The 17,058-nt window shown below is 43.2% G+C and carries 16 protein-coding genes; 14 read left to right on the forward strand and 2 right to left on the reverse strand.

Going from position 1 to position 17,058, the window contains the following annotated elements:
- From IGQ44_12800 to IGQ44_12860, 13 genes are all read left to right on the forward strand, one after another.
- On the forward strand, positions 1-1,123 hold a 1,123-nt coding region (locus IGQ44_12800; GenBank protein ID HIK38854.1), incomplete at its 5' end, for a GNAT family N-acetyltransferase.
- 324 nt (positions 1,124-1,447) lie between these two features.
- Positions 1,448-2,650 (forward strand): urea ABC transporter substrate-binding protein, encoded by a 1,203-nt coding sequence (gene urtA / locus IGQ44_12805; GenBank protein HIK38855.1) that lies wholly within the window; start codon positions 1,448-1,450, stop codon positions 2,648-2,650.
- A 67-nt stretch (positions 2,651-2,717) separates the two neighbouring features.
- Entirely contained in the window at positions 2,718-3,620 is a 903-nt protein-coding gene (urtB, locus tag IGQ44_12810; GenBank protein HIK38856.1) for an urea ABC transporter permease subunit UrtB, read from the forward strand.
- A 12-nt stretch (positions 3,621-3,632) separates the two neighbouring features.
- Positions 3,633-4,691, forward strand: coding sequence for an urea ABC transporter permease subunit UrtC (gene urtC, locus IGQ44_12815; protein HIK38857.1), 1,059 nt, complete (start codon positions 3,633-3,635; stop codon positions 4,689-4,691).
- A gap of 12 nt (positions 4,692-4,703) precedes the next feature.
- Positions 4,704-5,477 (forward strand): urea ABC transporter ATP-binding protein UrtD, encoded by a 774-nt coding sequence (gene urtD / locus IGQ44_12820; protein HIK38858.1) that lies wholly within the window; start codon positions 4,704-4,706, stop codon positions 5,475-5,477.
- Positions 5,464-6,150, forward strand: a complete 687-nt coding sequence (gene urtE / locus IGQ44_12825) for an urea ABC transporter ATP-binding subunit UrtE (protein HIK38859.1) — start codon at positions 5,464-5,466, stop codon at positions 6,148-6,150. Before urtD ends, urtE begins: the two co-directional genes overlap by 14 nt.
- Before the next feature lie 15 nt (positions 6,151-6,165).
- Positions 6,166-6,468, forward strand: a complete 303-nt coding sequence (locus IGQ44_12830; protein ID HIK38860.1) for an urease subunit gamma — start codon at positions 6,166-6,168, stop codon at positions 6,466-6,468.
- 9 nt (positions 6,469-6,477) lie between these two features.
- A complete protein-coding gene (locus tag IGQ44_12835) occupies positions 6,478-6,846 on the forward strand; it encodes an urease subunit beta (protein ID HIK38861.1) in 369 nt (122 codons plus the stop codon).
- A gap of 1 nt (position 6,847) precedes the next feature.
- A complete protein-coding gene (gene ureC, locus IGQ44_12840) occupies positions 6,848-8,566 on the forward strand; it encodes an urease subunit alpha (protein ID HIK38862.1) in 1,719 nt (572 codons plus the stop codon).
- 31 nt (positions 8,567-8,597) lie between these two features.
- Positions 8,598-9,041: an urease accessory protein UreE gene (locus tag IGQ44_12845; GenBank protein HIK38863.1), complete on the forward strand. Its 444-nt coding sequence runs from the start codon at positions 8,598-8,600 to the stop codon at positions 9,039-9,041.
- Positions 9,010-9,723 carry an urease accessory protein UreF gene (locus IGQ44_12850; GenBank protein HIK38864.1) on the forward strand — a complete coding sequence of 238 codons (714 nt, stop codon included), beginning with the start codon at positions 9,010-9,012 and terminating at the stop codon, positions 9,721-9,723. Before IGQ44_12845 ends, IGQ44_12850 begins: the two co-directional genes overlap by 32 nt.
- A 14-nt stretch (positions 9,724-9,737) precedes the next feature.
- Positions 9,738-10,352, forward strand: a complete 615-nt coding sequence (ureG, locus tag IGQ44_12855; protein HIK38865.1) for an urease accessory protein UreG — start codon at positions 9,738-9,740, stop codon at positions 10,350-10,352.
- Positions 10,352-11,173 carry an urease accessory protein UreD gene (locus IGQ44_12860; protein HIK38866.1) on the forward strand — a complete coding sequence of 274 codons (822 nt, stop codon included), beginning with the start codon at positions 10,352-10,354 and terminating at the stop codon, positions 11,171-11,173. The genes ureG and IGQ44_12860 overlap by 1 nt, the downstream gene beginning before the upstream one ends.
- 270 nt (positions 11,174-11,443) lie before the next feature.
- Here the strand turns inward: IGQ44_12860 and IGQ44_12865 are convergent, their stop codons facing one another.
- Positions 11,444-13,609, reverse strand: coding sequence for an FHA domain-containing protein (locus IGQ44_12865; GenBank protein HIK38867.1), 2,166 nt, complete (start codon positions 13,607-13,609; stop codon positions 11,444-11,446).
- A gap of 27 nt (positions 13,610-13,636) precedes the next feature.
- Positions 13,637-14,413 (reverse strand): trypsin-like peptidase domain-containing protein, encoded by a 777-nt coding sequence (locus IGQ44_12870; GenBank protein ID HIK38868.1) that lies wholly within the window; start codon positions 14,411-14,413, stop codon positions 13,637-13,639.
- 257 nt (positions 14,414-14,670) lie between these two features.
- Between IGQ44_12870 and IGQ44_12875 the strand changes: the two genes are divergently transcribed.
- Positions 14,671-17,058 (forward strand): filamentous hemagglutinin N-terminal domain-containing protein (locus IGQ44_12875; GenBank protein HIK38869.1); only part of this gene is annotated, 2,388 nt, incomplete at its 3' end.

A 17,058-nucleotide genomic window follows, 5' to 3' on the forward strand; every position in this document is an offset into this window, starting at 1 on the left:
CGTAGAGGAGGCCATCGGTATTGCCGAGGAAATAGGCTATCCCGTCGTGTTGAAACTCCATTCAGAAACCATCACCCACAAAACCGATGTGGGAGGTGTTAAACTCAATCTCACCAATGCCAAAGAAGTGGCAGAAGCCTTCAATGACATCAAGAATCGCGTGTCTAGTGCCGACTTCTTAGGTGTTACAGTACAAAAAATGGTAATCCCTAGGGGGTATGAAGTAATTATAGGCAGTACTGTTGACCCCCAATTCGGTCCTGTGATCCTATTTGGCACAGGAGGACAACTAGTAGAAGTATACCAGGATCAGGCCATTGCCCTCCCCCCCCTCAACACTACCCTTGCCCGAAGATTGATGGAGCAAACTAAAATCTATACGGCATTAAAAGGGGTTAGAGGAAGAAAGGCAGTAGATTTAAACAAACTGGAAGAGATTTTGGTAATATTTAGTCAATTAGTCCTGGAAAATCCCCTCATTAAGGAAATAGACATCAATCCCCTTCTAGTCTCCCCCGAAGGAATGATAGCCTTAGATGCCAGAGTCTTACTATATCCCCCCAACACCAAACCAGAAGACATCATACCTCCTGCCATTCGCCCCTATCCCAGTCAATATATTACCACTCAATCCCTACCCAATGGCCTGAGTGTCACCATTCGCCCCATTCGTCCAGAAGATGAACCCCTTGTGGTACAATTTTTCCGGGATTTATCACAAGAGAGTGTCTATCTCCGCTACTTCCACTCCATAAGTCATCAGTCCCTCATATCCCATGAAAGACTTGCCAGAATTTGCTTTGTAGACTATGATAGGGAGATAGCATTAGTGGCCCAGTCTCCCCAAAAGGAAATCATGGCCATCGCCCGTCTAAGTAAAGTCCATGGGGAGGAAGATAAGGCAGAGTTGGGGATTCTTGTCAAGGACAAATATCAGAAACAAGGACTAGGCACACTTGTTTGTCGACAATTAGTAGAGATAGCCGGCAAAGAGGGAATTAGGGAGATTATCGCTGAAATGTTGCCCGAAAACCTGGGCATGCAAAACCTTTGTCGTCGACTCGGTTTTTACATGGAAAAACAGGAAGACATAGTCAGAGCCACTCTTACTGTTGGCAGCTAGAACCCCATCGTAGGCCAAATTCTGGGAGATGTCAAGTGGGCAGGCAAAGGGTTTGAAAAAAGACATCCCCTCCACCCCCCACATTCTACCCCCTACCCCCCACATCATACCCCCGGGCACTTTCCCACAACAAGGGGCATTCGGGAGGCAGGGAGCCTTTTATGTTTTGACAATTTTGTATTCCCCATGACAGAAAAATCCCATGTGGTGTTTTTACAATGGCACCCTTGAAGGGGTCAAAAAAGACAAATTCAAGTCAGAATGAAAGAAAAATACATTAACACCGGGCTTTTTTCTGTTTTTATTCACAAGAGGGTAAATTTTATGCCCTCAGGTTTGTTCTCCTTGTTCATCTTAGTGATCTTCTTTTTGCTCACGGGTTGTAATGGGGGGAGAAGGGAAGAGGAAAATGTAATAAAGGTGGGAATTCTTCATTCCCTCAGTGGAACTATGTCCATTAGTGAGACATCCCTGCGGGATGCTGAGTTGATGGCCATTGAGGAGCTCAATGCCAAAAACGGTGTACTTGGCAAGAAGATTGTGCCAGTGGTTGAAGACGGCGCTTCTGACTGGCCTACTTTTGCAGAGAAAGCCAAAAAACTTCTCGAAAGGGACAAAGTAGCCACTATTTTCGGTTGTTGGACCTCCGCCAGTAGAAAGGCAGTTTTGCCCGTTGTGGAAAAATATAACGGTCTTTTGTGGTACCCGGTACAGTATGAGGGATTAGAGTCCTCCCCAAATATATTCTATACTGGCGCGTCTGCCAATCAACAGATTGTACCAGCAGTAGAGTGGTTACTCAAGCAAGGAAAGAAAAAGTTTTTCCTCCTGGGCTCTGATTATGTTTTTCCGAGAACGGCTAACAAGATAATTAAAGCTCAGCTCAAGGCAATGGGTGGGGTTGTTGTGGCAGAAGAATATACCCCACTGGGACACACCGACTACAGCACCATCATAAATAAAATTAAGACCTCAAAGCCTGATGTCATCTTCAATACCCTTAACGGCGACAGTAATGTGGCCTTCTTTAAACAGCTAAATGCAGCAGGCATAACTGCAAAAGACATACCAACAATGTCAGTAAGTATAGCAGAGGAGGAAATAAGAGGAATTGGCCCAGAATACATCAAGGGACACTATGCAGTGTGGAACTATTTTCAGTCTGTGGACACACCGGAAAACAAGGAATTCGTACAGAAATTTAAAACTCGCTATGGACAAAATAGAGTCACAGCAGATCCCATTGAAGCAGCATACTTTCAGGTTTATCTTTGGGCCAAGGCAGTAGAAAAGGCAGGCTCAACAGATGTAGACAAAGTGCGACAGGCGGCAAAAGGGATTGAGTTCAAAGCTCCTGGGGGGATTGTAAAGGTGGACGAGGAAAACCAACACACGTGGAAAACAGTTAGAATCGGGGTCGTAACGGAAGACGGCCAGTTTAAAGAGGTATGGAACTCTGGAAGTCCCGTAAAACCAGATCCTTATCTTAAGAGTTATCCCTGGGCGAAGGAACTATCGGCAAAATAAATTGGACTCCGGTTAAAGCCCCTAAGGGCTCTGGTTTGTAAAAAAGACAACAGATGAGGGAGTGTAAATGGAAGTCTTCCTACTTCAACTCTTTAACGGTCTTTCAGTTGGCTCCATACTTCTTTTAATTGCCGTGGGCCTGGCAATAACTTTCGGGCTAATGAAAGTAATTAACATGGCACATGGGGAACTGATAATGATTGGAGCCTATAGCACCTATGTCATTCAAAATTTTTTCCTGAAAAATCTGCCCCAACATCTCGGTCTTTTTTATTTCATTGCCCTGCCTGTTTCCTTTTTGGTTACTGGCCTTATTGGTCTACTGTTGGAGGTAACCATAATTAGGCACCTTTATGGGAGGACCCTTGACACCCTACTTGTTACCTGGGGGATAAGTCTTATATTACAACAAATGGCAAGGAATATTTTTGGTGCCCCCAATGTAGAGGTCAAAACCCCCGAGTGGCTGAAGGAAGGCTTTAAAATTTCAAGTGAGCTTCAAATTCCCTATCCAAGACTATTCATCCTATTCATGGCCCTTTTTTGTGTAACAAGTATCTATTTTTACATATACAAAACTAAGTGGGGTTGTAGAATGAGGGCAGTAATGCAGAACAGAGCCATGGCAGCCTGTCTTGGTATAAACACAAGAAGGGTTGACGCTCTAACCTTTGCCCTGGGCTCGGGCCTAGCAGGGGTCGCTGGCTGTGCCCTATGTCTTATAGGTCCCATAGGGCCCGCAATCGGGACACACTACATAGTAGACGCCTTCATGGTGGTGGTGCTGGGGGGTTTAGGAAAACTTACAGGAACTATTCTGGCAGCCTTTGTCATAGGGTTTTTGAATACAATCCTGGAATTTGGCAGCACTGCCACAATGGGGAAAGTCTTTGCCCTTTTATTTGTTATTGCTTTCATACAATGGAAACCATCTGGACTCATTGCCGCAAAAACAAGGGCACTAGAATAAGGGGAAAAAAAAATGTTGTTGAGAAAATTTGACAAAGGCTACCCCCTAGTGGGTTTGTTTTTTCTACTTCTCGTTTTAGCCCCTCTCTTCCTTTCGGATTTCAGATTAAGTCTCCTGGCCAAGTTTTTAACCTACTGTATAGTCGCCATTGCAATAGATGTGGTTTGGGGATATGGCGGAATGCTTAGCCTTGGCCATGGGATCTTCTTTGGCATAGGAGCCTACTCCATGGCCATGTATCTAAAACTGGAAGCATCAAGGGGAAGTCTACCGGATTTCATGGAATGGAGCGGACTCACAGAACTTCCTTTTTTCTGGAAACCCTTTCAAAGTTTCCCTTTTGCCCTCCTCTCCTCACTGGTTATGCCAGCCATTGTGGCCGGTCTGATGGGGTATATGATATTCAGAAGCGACATAAGGGGGGTTTACTTCTCCATAATAACCCAAGCCAGCGCACTAATTCTTTCTATTCTGATAATAGGACAACAGCCATACACTGGAGGTACAAACGGAATCACAAACTTTGATACAATATTGGGCTTCCCCCTTGCCAGCAAAGGTGTTCAGCTTGTACTGTACTTTATTACAGTTTTATGTCTTTTTGTTTCCCTCTTTGTTTGTCGCAAACTCCTGAGTTCAAGGTTTGGGAAAATACTCATTGCCATAAGGGACATGGAGGACAGGGTAAAGTTCTGTGGCTATGACACAGTGAAGTTTAAAACCTTTGCCCTCTCCCTTTCTGCAAGCCTGGCAGGCCTTGCGGGAGCCCTTTTTGTTGCTCAGGTAGGAATAATATCCCCAGCCATGATAGGGGTTGTGCCCTCAATAGAGATGGTGATATGGGTTGCAGTGGGCGGAAGGGCGACCCTTTTTGGGGCAGTGGTAGGAGCTCTTTTAGTGAACAGTGCTAAAACCTATCTCAGTGAATCCTTCCCGGACCTATGGCTTTATTTTCAAGGACTGCTGTTTGTCCTGGTGGTTTTACTCTTCCCACAGGGACTTTCAGGGCTGACAAGAAAATTTTTTGGAGAACAAAAAACTTCTCGGCGTCTTTTAACAAGCGAAGAATAAGAGGAGTTAAATATGAGGCAGTCCACAATACTATACATTGAAGGTCTTACCGTAGAATTTGACGGTTTTAGAGCCATTGACGGCCTTAGCATGTATGTCGACTGCGGCGAACTGAGATTTCTTATCGGCCCTAACGGTGCTGGGAAAACTACTCTGTTGGATGTAATTTGTGGCAAAACTAAACCGCAGAGGGGAAGGGTAATTTTTAAAGATAACATTGATGTGCTCAGAAAAAAGGAACACGAATTGGTGTCCCTAGGAATCGGGAGGAAGTTTCAGACACCCTCTGTTTTTGACGAGCTCACAGTTTATGAAAACATGGAAATAGCCCTCAAGAGAAAAAAGGGCATACTGAGTTCTATATTCTCAAAAAAAATAAACAATGAAGAAAAGAAGATTTTAGAAACCCTTGAGCTCACAGGCCTGTTAAACAAGAGGGATTTAAAAGCCTCTCATCTGTCACATGGAGAAAAGCAAATACTAGAAATTGCTATGCTCCTTGTACAGGAAGCAGAGCTTATACTCCTTGACGAACCAGTGGCAGGCTTGAGTAAAGAGGAGAGGACAAAAATGGGTCAACTTCTCAAAAATATTCTCAACATGAGGAGTTGTTCCATCCTTATAGTAGAGCATGATATGAACTTTGTACGACAGTTTGCTAGAAGAATAACGGTGATGCATGAAGGCAAGATCCTCTGTGAGGGAAATATAAATACAATTCAGGAAGACCCAAAGGTAGCAGAAGTTTATCTTGGGAGGAACAGAAAAGAAAATGTTGGCCATTGAGAATCTCACAGCCTCACGGGGGGGGACAGAGATCCTAAGGAATGTTAACCTAACAGTGGGAGACGGCACTATAGTGTCTTTGATTGGGAGAAATGGGGTGGGGAAAACCACACTGATGAAGGCTATAATGGGACTTGTTGATGTGAAGAGGGGAGACATATTCTTCAAAAACATAAACATTAAAAATCTTCCCCCCGACAAAAGGGCAAACCTGGGCATTGGATATGTCCCCCAGGGGAGGGGGATCTTCCCCTATCTTACTGTCCGTGAAAATCTGACTGTGGGACTGGACAAGATTAATAAGTGGGAAATGGATGAAGTCTTAGAGCTTTTCCCCATGCTAAAGTGTATTATGAACCGTCTTGGGGGAAATCTCAGTGGCGGACAACAACAGCAATTGGCCATTGCCAGAGTTCTCCTGAGGAAACCTAGACTCATACTCATGGATGAGCCAACAGAAGGAATACAGCCCTCAATTGTCTCTGAGATTCAGGAGGCGATTAAGAGAATCAATAAGGAAAAAGGAGTTGCCATTCTTCTGGTAGAGCAGTATCTTGATTTCGCCCTCGACGTAGCACAAAGTATTTACGTGATGGACTGCGGGAAAATAGTTTTTGAGGGCAAGGCCAAGGAGCTTGATGATGAGCAAGTAAAAAGCTATCTCACAATTTGAGGGGGAGGTGTAAGGATGCACTTGAGTCCAAGAGAAATAGAAAAACTATTAATCTATGTTGCTGCCCAACTGGCAAAATCCAGAAAAGAAAGAGGACTTAAACTCAACTATCCCGAAGCGGTGGCCCTAATAAGCGCAGAGATATTGGAAGGAGCTAGAGAGGGCAAGACAGTGGCCGAATTGATGAGTTTGGGAACAAAAATTCTTACAAAAGAGGAAGTCCTTCCAGGTGTTGCGGAGATGATTGATGAAGTACAGGTGGAAGCCACATTCCCCGATGGGACAAAACTCGTAACAGTGCATAATCCAATAAGATAGGAGGAAAAAATGATCCCTGGAGAGTATATCCTTAAGGACGAACCCGTCATCTGTAATCAGGGACGACATACAGTAAAAATACTCGTTGCCAACACTGGTGACAGGCCAATTCAGGTGGGGTCTCATTTCCATTTTTTTGAAGTAAATAAAGCCCTCAAATTTGATAGAGAAAAAGCCTTTGGTATGCGACTAAATATACCTGCGGGGACTGCCGTTAGATTTGAACCCGGTGAGGAGAAGGAGGTCACACTAGTCGCCCTCGGGGGGACTAAAGTAGTTCATGGCTTTAATAGACTTACAGAAGGCGCTGTATTTGAAGCGAGCAAAAAAATTGACTCTTTGAAGAGGGCGAAAAATCTTGGTTTCATGGAGGAGTAGGATGAGTCTGAGGCTTACTAGAAAAGAATATGTAGACCTTTTCGGTCCAACGGTAGGAGATAAAATACGTCTTGCCGACACAGAATTATTCATTGAAATCGAAAAAGACTATACGGTATACGGAGACGAGTGCAAATTTGGTGGCGGGAAGGTAGTCAGAGATGGAATGGGTCAGTGTTCAAGGGCAACGAGCAATACAGGAGCCCTAGATCTTGTAATTACAAATGTGGTAATAGTGGACTACTGGGGAATAGTCAAGGCGGATATAGGAATAAAAGAAGGCATCATTGTGGGTATAGGCAAGGCCGGGAACCCTGACACAATGGACGGTGTTCAGCCAAATATGGTCATAGGGGCCAGCACAGAAGTAATATCTGCTGAGGGTCTCATAGCCACTGCCGGTGGGGTGGATACCCACATACACTTCATATGTCCCCAGCAAATAGAAACCGCCCTTTTTTCAGGCATAACCACAATGATTGGGGGCGGAACAGGTCCTGCCACGGGGACAAATGCTACAACTTGTACCCCGGGGATATGGAACATCCACAGAATGCTTGAATCTGCTGAAGAGTTCCCTGTAAATCTTGGATTTCTCGGGAAGGGAAATGCCTCTTCTGCCGAGCCCATTGTTGAACAGCTCAAGGCCGGTGCGGTGGGAATGAAAATCCATGAGGACTGGGGCGCAACTCCCTCAGTAATTGACACATGTCTTACTGTGGCAGAGGCTTTTGATGTTCAGGTTTCCATTCATACGGACACCTTAAATGAGGCTGGATTCTTAGAGGATACCACAGCCGCCATAAACGGAAGGACTATCCACACATACCACACAGAAGGTGCAGGAGGCGGACATGCCCCAGACATAATCAAAATAGCCTCCTATATGAATGTTCTCCCCTCATCCACAAATCCCACAATGCCCTATACCATCAACACCCTTGAAGAACATCTCGACATGCTCATGGTCTGTCACCACTTGAGCAGTAAAATACCTGAGGATGTAGCCTTTGCAGACTCCCGCATAAGACCGGAAACCATAGCAGCAGAAGATGTCCTTCATGATATGGGCATTATCAGCATGATGAGCTCCGATTCACAGGCCATGGGAAGGGTTGGCGAGGTAATTATAAGAACATGGCAGACGGCAGACAAGATGAAAAAAGAAAGGGGACCACTTCAGCAGGAAAAGGGGGATAATGACAACTTCAGAGTCAGAAGATATATAGCAAAGTACACAATAAATCCCGCCATAACCCACGGTATATCAAGACATGTAGGCTCTTTGGAAACGGGCAAAATGGCCGACATTGTGCTATGGAGACCAAAGTTTTTCGGCGTCAAGCCTGAATTGATAATAAAAGGTGGGATGATAATTGCCTCCCAGATGGGGGATCCTAATGCCTCTATCCCTACCCCACAGCCGGTTTTAAGTAGGCTGATGTTCGGAGCCTATGGCCGAGCCAAGTATGGAACCTGTCTCACTTTTGTATCAAAGACTGCCTATGAGAACGGCATAGCAGAAAAACTTAAACTCCAAAAAAAAGTTGTGCCAGTGGAAAACTGCAGGAATATTACAAAGAAGAGTATGCAACTGAATGATGTGACTGCAAATATAGAGGTAAACCCTGAAACCTATGAGGTAAGAGTTGATGGCGAACTAATAAAATCCCAACCGGCAAGGGAGCTGTCTTTAGCCCAGAGGTATTTTTTATTTTAGCCGCCAGGACGGTTGATGGAGGATTTTGGCGATGATAGTGAATAAGATAATTGGCAACATCAAGGAACTGGATATAGGGGGGAGGATTTTGGAAAAACTACCCCTTCAGTGGCATGAAACGGGCAAAAGACTTCTAAGGGGAAAAACAGACAAAGGCACAGAGATTGGGATTTCCCTCGAAAAAACGGGCAGTATTAAAGACGGTGATGTAATTTACTGCGATGAGGAAAGGGTTGTAGTAGTAGAAATACTCCCTGTGGACCTGATTATGATTGAACCAGGGAATATGGAGGAAATGGGACATGCCTGCTTTCTCCTCGGAAACCGGCATCTCACTGTTTTCATTGAGGAAAATAAGGTATTCACCCCCTATGATTCCACCCTTTGGGATTATCTAAAAAAATTCGACTTTAAAATCCAAAGAGTAAACAGGAAGGTATCAAATGCCTTGCAAATTTCAGGACACCATCACTAAAAAGGCCTTTCTTGCCTCACTGCAAATAAGTGATTCTTTTTTTCCAGTGGGGGGATTCAACCACTCCTTTGGACTGGAAACATACATACAGGAAGGTATTATAAGCTCGGGAGATGAGCTAAAAAATTTTCTGGAAATATACTTGAACGAGCTCATAAAGTACACAGATCTCCTCGCTCTATACCTTGCCCATAGTTACACCAAAAGCGAAGAGCTGGAGTCCCTTATTAGGATTGACAACACCTTGACAGCAACTAAAAGCTGCTATGAAACAAAAATGGCAAGCATAAAAATGGGTAAAACCCTGCTGAACACATGGGCGACTCTATGGGACAGTTCATTGCTCAGGGAGTTTTCAGGACAAGTAAAACAAGGTTTGGCCAGTGGCAATCATGCTACTGTGTATGGCGCTGTAACATCCGTATTGGGGATACCCTTGGTTCACTCCCTTATCTCCTTCACCTACAACAGCACAGCAAATATGCTCTCAGCTTCAATAAAACTTATGCCACTAGGACAAAAAGAAGCACAGATGATATTATGCTCCCTCCATGACATAATAATTAAAACGGTTCAGGAGGTTCTAACCCTCTCAGAAGAGGACCTTGGGGTATTCGCCCCCGCCTATGACATAAGGTGTATGACACATGAGAGACTCTACAGTAGACTTTTTATGTCCTAAGGAGGTGCGCTGTTATGAAACCAGTAAAAATAGGAGTTGGAGGGCCCGTCGGCTCGGGGAAAACTATGCTAATTGAGAAACTTACAAGAAGAATGCTAGACGAATATGAGATGGCAGTGGTGACAAATGACATTTACACAAAAGAAGACGCAGAATTCCTAATAAAAAATGGAGCTCTGCCCCCCGCAAGGGTTATAGGAGTTGAGACGGGAGGATGTCCCCATACGGCCATCAGAGAGGATGTATCCATGAATATGGAAGCAGTGGAATATCTCATAGAAAAATTCCCCTCCCTTGACCTCATATTTGTTGAAAGTGGTGGAGACAACTTGGCGGCATCTTTTAGTCCCGAACTTGTAGACCTTTTCATATATGTAATCGACGTCTCTGCAGGAGATAAAATTCCCCGAAAGGGCGGCCCAGGAATAATCAGATCTGACCTCCTAGTTATAAACAAAATTGATCTCGCACCAATGGTGGGCGCAGACTTAGGGGTGATGGAAAGAGATGCAAAGAAGATGAGGGGAGACAGGCCCTTTATATTCACAAATCTGAAACAAGAGAAGGGATTGGACGAGATAATAACATGGATAAGAAAAAATGCTTTTTTTGAGGATTTAAGGCGCTAATGGGTGAAAATGTTGGATGCCTTCGTCTCCAATTGAACTGCAATCACGGGAAAACCTATATAGAGGATTGCTATTGCAAAATCCCATTAAAGATTGCAAAACCCCTGTATCTTGACGACTCCGGCGAAGCCTTTCTCTATATAATGAATCCAACAGCCGGCATGCTTCAGGGGGATAGCTATGAAATAAAAGTGTCTCTTGCACCCCATTCAAAGGTTTTCATAACCACCCAGTCAGCCACCAAGATTTACACAATGGGGGATTCAGAGGCACGTGTTAAAGAGGTTTTTCACGTGGGCAAGTACGCACTTCTTGAGTATTTTCCTGATCCTTACATTCCCTTTGCCCATAGTCGATTCAACTCCGAGACGGAAGTGAGACTTGAAGAGGGGGCAACCGTTTTCCTGGCCGAGATTATTTTCCCCGGAAGGGTCAAAAAAGGGGAGAGTTTTCTATACGATTACTTCATAAGAAAGACCAGAATTTTTCACGACAACAGACTAATCTTTTATGATAACATGGTCCTAAAACCACGAGAAAAAAAAATTAACAACATTTGTGTTTTTGATAAATATTCCTTCTACGGACAACTGATCTGTATCTCAGACAAAATTAACAGGGATCTTAGTGATAAGATTCACTTTGCATTACAGAATCATAAATCCATCAAAGCTAGCAATTCCCTTTTTGCAAAAAATGGTCTTGTTGTTAGATTGCTTGGTATTGATAATGTGGTAATTCTTAGGGCAATCACAGAATGTTTTGAGATTCTAAGGAAAAAAACCCTGGGCAGTACTGCCATTAAACTAAGAAAATATTGACAAGGTTAATTTCAATCTCTCCCCAAAAGATTACACTTGACGTCATTACCGACTGTTAATAATTGTTTTTATGGTTTTTCCCTCAACCGGCTAGCTTCTCAACAAAAATAGAGTAGAATTTATTCCCCTATGTTTCCGGTGTTTCTTAAAAACAGTGACAACCCCTAGGGCTATTTTACTTGCCTAAGCGTTAAACCATAATAAAAACCTAATATTATAATGAAATAATAATAGCAATATTGGCGTAAAAACCTTTAAATTTTGTCTCTACTATCCAGATAGGGCAATTAGTTTTTTCACCTCAGTAATCTCTTTTGCCAGAGTTTTTTCCTTCTCTTTCAACACATCCAAATTGGCTTGAATCACCACCTGCTTTCTCTCCACCTCTTTCAGGTATTCTTCATAAACCTCTCCTATAACTTCTAAGGAGTTATCCAGTCTGCTCGCTTCATATTCTAGGGCAATGTTCATGTCTTGAATAATCTTCTCCACCAGGTTTTTACTCAGAGATTGATAGTAACTGCTCACTTCTTTTCGCAACTTTTCTGCCGCCTCCTCCAACTTTAAATTATTGTCCTGATTGTAGGAATTTACAAGGAAAAATATGATAGCAAAAACTGCTAAACCTAACAAAATGGGAAAGCGTTTAAGCACAGAAGAAATTTGGGCAAACATCTCGTTTTTGCCCACTCTTAGACCCAAGATAGCAAATAGTAAGGTGGCCATCATCATAATCTGCATCAAATTTGAGCGAATGGATTTCATGACAAAAGCCGGCAAGGAATCTTGTTTGTGACGCACTTCACTCTCGATAGTCATAAAAGACACCAAAAAATTGCCTTTAATGTCTAAATCTGCCGGTTGGTTGAAAGGACAATCCGGAAACAAGTCAGGAATAAAATTTATATAATCATAACAGCGATTTAACAGCCCAATCAACCCCCCATTACCGTAGAAATGTAACACTTTTTTCCACTCATTTAAAGCCCAGTTTTCTAGGTTGTCAACAATAAACTTTATAATAATCTCATTCACGTCGCTGGCAACGTCATTGGAGTCAATGGCTAATTTAACGTGAGGCTGGCCTTCCTTTTTAAAGACAACTGGCTTCAAATTATCCACAAAATTCTGGATTTTACCCACAATGCTTTTTTTGCTAAAACTGTCCAGTACAGCAGCCTTTGCCTGGCTTAAATCCGACTTAACCTGCTTGAAAAATTTTTCCTTATCCTCCTTAACTTCCGCCATGGCATTTCTGATTAATTCTTTCCAGTTTTTCCCCGCCAGGCTTTGTTTTTCATTCTGAAGATTGACAATTTTTTGTCTTAAATCCTCGTATTCCTCCTGTAAAATCTTCTCTAGAGGTAAAATCAAAGAAGCCAATTCAACACTCAGCCGTTTGGCCAGAAGATTCTCCGGTTGTCGTTTAAAAATACTGCTAAAAGCCTTGATAAATTTGTCATATCTCCTCTGCATCGACTTGGAGACAGAGGCTGAGGAAAAATCCTCTTGACAGTAGAAACTCAAGGCAAGGGGGTAAAATTCGATTTTGTATGGCAGATTAAGAGACTCTAACCATGTCTCCCACTGGCTAATGGTGGCTTCTAATTGTTTTTCCTCTTGGTTAATATTCAAATCCAGCAGCAGGAAGTGTTTAGAAATTTTTTCGTCGTTAATAGTCTTGAGAAATGATACTATTTTCTCCGATTGATAGTCTTTGTAATCGGCAGCCATTAACAAAATGTCACAGTCAATTACATCATAATAGGGATGACTTTCGTTTGTGGCAGGAGTGACAATCTCCTCTTGAAAATACCAACAGGCAATTCCCTCTTTGTAAGAAGGATAAGCCAGGGTAATTATGTCCTTATCTTCTAGGATAACGCTACCACTTATTCTTTCCCCATTGACAAACACCCCATTGCGACTGTTTAAATCCTCAACAAGCCACTTTTTCTTCCCGTCGTCAACTGTCATCCTAACTGCCGCATGTTGCCAAGAAACCCCCTTGTAAACACCCCCATCTAGAAACAAATTCAGTTGTGGGTTTCTCCCCATCACATAAACATTATCTTCCCTGAGGCTATATTCCCGGTCGACTATTATATTGTCTTGGAGAATTTTAACCAACTTCAATTTGACAACAGACTGGTTTTTAGCTTCACTGGCTACGGGAATTTCTGGGAATAAGTCATACTTTATGTTACAGGATTGCTTAAATTCCGGTATTTGTGTGAGTAAATCAAATCCGGCTTGACTTAGTTTTTCCTCCCGGGCTACTATTTGTACTGTCAATTTTTTAGACTGGAGGAGAGTTTCTATTCTGTTGATTTTAACAAGAATATCCCCCAACTCGGGATACTCAGATAGTTGACGATGGAAAAGAGTCTTGACAGTATCAATAGTTTGTTGTAACTTGTCTGCTTTTGGAGGCATTTTGACTAACTATCTATTGCCGAAGTATCAGTTTTTTGACTGATTTGAATTTAAAAATTGTCGAATGGTGGTGACGGGTATTCCCCAACTCAACTGGCTAAAGTTTTTTATTTCCTTCTCATCCACCTGTTTGCCATCCGCATAAACATAAGGATTACCCAGCGGAGGGAATTTGCCCAAGCCATTGATACCAATTAATTCCCCCTTGTTGTTTAGTATAGCACCGCCACTCATACCAGTGTGGATTAAATTGGTATATCCCAACTGATAGCCTCCCATTAGGGGCTTGTCTAAGATTTTAGCCAATTTCCCTTTGGTGTAACTAATTTGGATTGACTGTTTTAAATTTTGTTGAAAAGGAAAGCCACTGGCAAACACGAAATCATTTTCCCTTGGAGGATTTTCACTAAACTTGATGGTGGGGTATTTGTCTTGGGAAGCAAATTTCAGCAAGGCTAAGTCGTAGTAATTTTTACCCGAGGAATTAGTTGTTTTTTTTACAATTTCCGCGCTATAAACCTTCCCGTCATACACGGCAATTTTATAAGGATAATTCTCCCCTTCCACTACATGACGGTTAGTGATAACATAATGGTTACCCTCCTGACGATAAATTATAACCCCTGAACCTCCACTGTCCCCTCCCAAGGATGAGAAAATCCTCACGGTGGTTTTTTCCGCAATGTATCTTATCTCCCCCTCGGATAAAACAACATCTGGAGGGCGTTTTTTTTGAATTTCCTTGGTGAGAAAACGGTTGAACAAAAATCTATTAAAGGAGAATAATGCTACGGACAAAAGCATTATTAGCCATAAGGTGCTTTTCTGGGAGGAAAACATAGAACAACTAGACTGATACATTTTAGAAACTGATGTACGATAGGTTGGAAAAAGAGTAAAAACCAACCGGATGCCGTCGTTAATTAGAATAGCAAGTAGAATCGTTTTGGGAAGGCTATGTGTTGCTCATAGGTATAGAAAAATAAACAAAAGTAAAAAACTGTTGAACCGGGAGAAACAAATAACTAGAATGAGGAGAAAGAAAAGTTGAGGGGGACTGTATGTGGAAAAAAGTTAATTTGTATGTGGCGGCATTATCGTTGTTGTTAACACTAAATAACTCCCCATCAAAGGCACAGGAAATAATAACAGACGGCACTACGGCAACCATTGTAACAAGAAACGGCCAGAGAATTGTCATAGACGGGAATACCCTTTCAAGAGACGGAAAAAATCTATTTCATAGCTTTAGAGAATTCGGCTTGACGCCACAGGAAATTGCAACATTTTTGACAAATTCCTACATCCAAAATATCCTAACCAGGGTGACAGGAGGAAACCCCTCTTACATCAACGGCTTGATAGAAGTGGTAGGGGGAAACAGCAACCTGTTTATAATGAATCCGGCAGGAATTGTATTCGGTAAAAATGCTAGGGTAAATGTACCAGCAGACTTTGTCGCCACCACCGCCACGGGGATAAGCTTCGAAAATGGCATCTTCAACGCCGTGGGTAACAATGACTATCAAAATCTTGTAGGTAACCCCACTAGTTTTATTTTCAACACCAATCAGCCAGGAAGTATCATAAATGCGGGGCACTTGCAAGCAGGAGAGGGGAGAAAAATTACACTAGTAGGTGGGAATGTTATAAACACGGGCACCATAGAGACGGCAGGCGGGAAAATCCACATAGAGGCGGTAGAAGGGACATCAAGGATAAAAATAACCCCCGAGGGCAGTTTATTGAGCCTAGAATTGGAAATACCCCGAGATGCTCAAGGAAATTTACTGGAGTTCACCCCTCAAGATTTGCCCACCCTGTTGACAGGGGCCAATGGGGCGGGGGTAGAAACACCGAAAGTTACAGCAAGCAACAACCAGGTGGAAGTGGAAAACACCAGCATACCCTCAGGGGGAGTAGCAATAGTATCCGGTAGGCTAACCGCCTCGTCTTCCAACAAGGGAGGGGAAATAACAGTAACGGGAAGCAAGGTGGGGGTGATAAAAGCCGAGATAACCGCCAATGGAGAAACGGGGGGAGGCGAAGTTTTAATTGGCGGAGACTATAAGGGGAAAGGCAGCATCACCAATTCCCAGGTGACAGTAGTAGGCAAAGACAGTAAGATTGAGGCCAATGCCTTAACAAGAGGAGACGGCGGCAGGGTTATAGTATGGAGTGATGGCAATACGGCATTTCGGGGAGAAATAGCGGCAAAAGGAGGTAGTGAGGGAGGCAATGGCGGCTTTGTAGAAGTTTCAGGCAAGGAGAATCTTAACTTCCAAGGCAGGGTAGACACCAGCGCCCCCAGAGGCAATTCTGGTACTCTGTTACTAGACCCAGAAAATGTCCTTATTGTAGACCAAACCTCTGCAGGAGATGATTTTCAACTCTCCGATGGACAAGTTCTAGCAGGAGATGGTGCTGGCAGGGATTATACTATTTCCAGAGACATTTTAGAAGGGCTTTCCTATCTGAGCAATATTGTAATCGAGGCCAATAACAATATCGTAATCGAAGATTTGCAAGATAACCTTTTATCCCTCCAGTTTCCTACCTCCCCCTTCCCCTCATTAACCTCTATCACTTTTAGGGCAGATGCCAACAATGACGGCAGTGGGGATTTCCTAATGGCTACGGACGATGTTATCAGAGCCCCAGGGCGGAATGTAAACATTTTCGGCAATAATATAATCGTGGGGACAATAGACACAGTGCCACCATCAGGGTTTAGTAGTGTTAATGGCGGCAATATCAACATCAATGCCAGGAGAGATGTAAAAATCGGGGATAGAATAACAGGAGGACGTTTAGTCACATTCATTCCCCCTGAAAGCAGTGGCAATGCCGGCAATGTGTCTGTAACCAGTCAAAATGGCTCAATTACTATTATGGGGGATATAATTGCAACATTTACTCCCAACGGACAAGCTGGCAGTATAATACTAGAGGCAACAAATGGGGATATAAATCTCCCCTCCTTCTTCTTCTTGGAAAGTGGTTTAGGTGATACGGATACCAGTGGCTTGATTATTCTTCGTGCCAGAAATATCAACCCCAATTTCGATTTGCCTTCCACGGCGGTGTTTCTTGCAAGGGGAGGAATATCCATAAACACGGAAAATCTGAATGTAGCCTTAGAAAACCGATTAAACTCCCCCCTAGAGATAACTGGCAGCAATATTCTTAACCTCAATCAAACCATTGGGAATGTCGGCAGTGTGAATTTATCTCTCTCTTCCCCGGGAAGCATCTCCATTGGGGCGGATATAGCTGCTGATAGCCTTACTGTGAATGCTGCCACCACCAACCTCAGGGGGAATATTAACACCAACGGCAACCAGGATTATAACACAAACCTATTGCTAACAGGGGACGTCCAGTTGACAGGTGGCAATATCAACTTCAACGGCAGTATAGACTCGGCAGCCACCCCCCACAGTCTAACA

Source organism: Geminocystis sp. M7585_C2015_104 (assembly GCA_015295805.1).
In the GTDB taxonomy this organism is placed as follows: domain Bacteria; phylum Cyanobacteriota; class Cyanobacteriia; order Cyanobacteriales; family Cyanobacteriaceae; genus DVEF01.

Coding starts and splice junctions, on each gene's coding strand:
- IGQ44_12845 (HIK38863.1), top strand. CDS start 8,598: ATGATAGTGAATAAGATAATTGGCAACATCAAGGAACTGGATATAGGG.
- IGQ44_12865 (HIK38867.1), bottom strand. CDS start 13,609: ATGCCTCCAAAAGCAGACAAGTTACAACAAACTATTGATACTGTCAAG.
- IGQ44_12850 (HIK38864.1), top strand. CDS start 9,010: ATGCCTTGCAAATTTCAGGACACCATCACTAAAAAGGCCTTTCTTGCC.
- IGQ44_12860 (HIK38866.1), top strand. CDS start 10,352: ATGGGTGAAAATGTTGGATGCCTTCGTCTCCAATTGAACTGCAATCAC.
- urtB (HIK38856.1), top strand. CDS start 2,718: ATGGAAGTCTTCCTACTTCAACTCTTTAACGGTCTTTCAGTTGGCTCC.
- IGQ44_12870 (HIK38868.1), bottom strand. CDS start 14,413: ATGCTTTTGTCCGTAGCATTATTCTCCTTTAATAGATTTTTGTTCAAC.
- ureG (HIK38865.1), top strand. CDS start 9,738: ATGAAACCAGTAAAAATAGGAGTTGGAGGGCCCGTCGGCTCGGGGAAA.
- urtC (HIK38857.1), top strand. CDS start 3,633: ATGTTGTTGAGAAAATTTGACAAAGGCTACCCCCTAGTGGGTTTGTTT.
- ureC (HIK38862.1), top strand. CDS start 6,848: ATGAGTCTGAGGCTTACTAGAAAAGAATATGTAGACCTTTTCGGTCCA.
- urtA (HIK38855.1), top strand. CDS start 1,448: ATGCCCTCAGGTTTGTTCTCCTTGTTCATCTTAGTGATCTTCTTTTTG.
- IGQ44_12835 (HIK38861.1), top strand. CDS start 6,478: ATGATCCCTGGAGAGTATATCCTTAAGGACGAACCCGTCATCTGTAAT.
- urtD (HIK38858.1), top strand. CDS start 4,704: ATGAGGCAGTCCACAATACTATACATTGAAGGTCTTACCGTAGAATTT.
- IGQ44_12830 (HIK38860.1), top strand. CDS start 6,166: ATGCACTTGAGTCCAAGAGAAATAGAAAAACTATTAATCTATGTTGCT.
- urtE (HIK38859.1), top strand. CDS start 5,464: ATGTTGGCCATTGAGAATCTCACAGCCTCACGGGGGGGGACAGAGATC.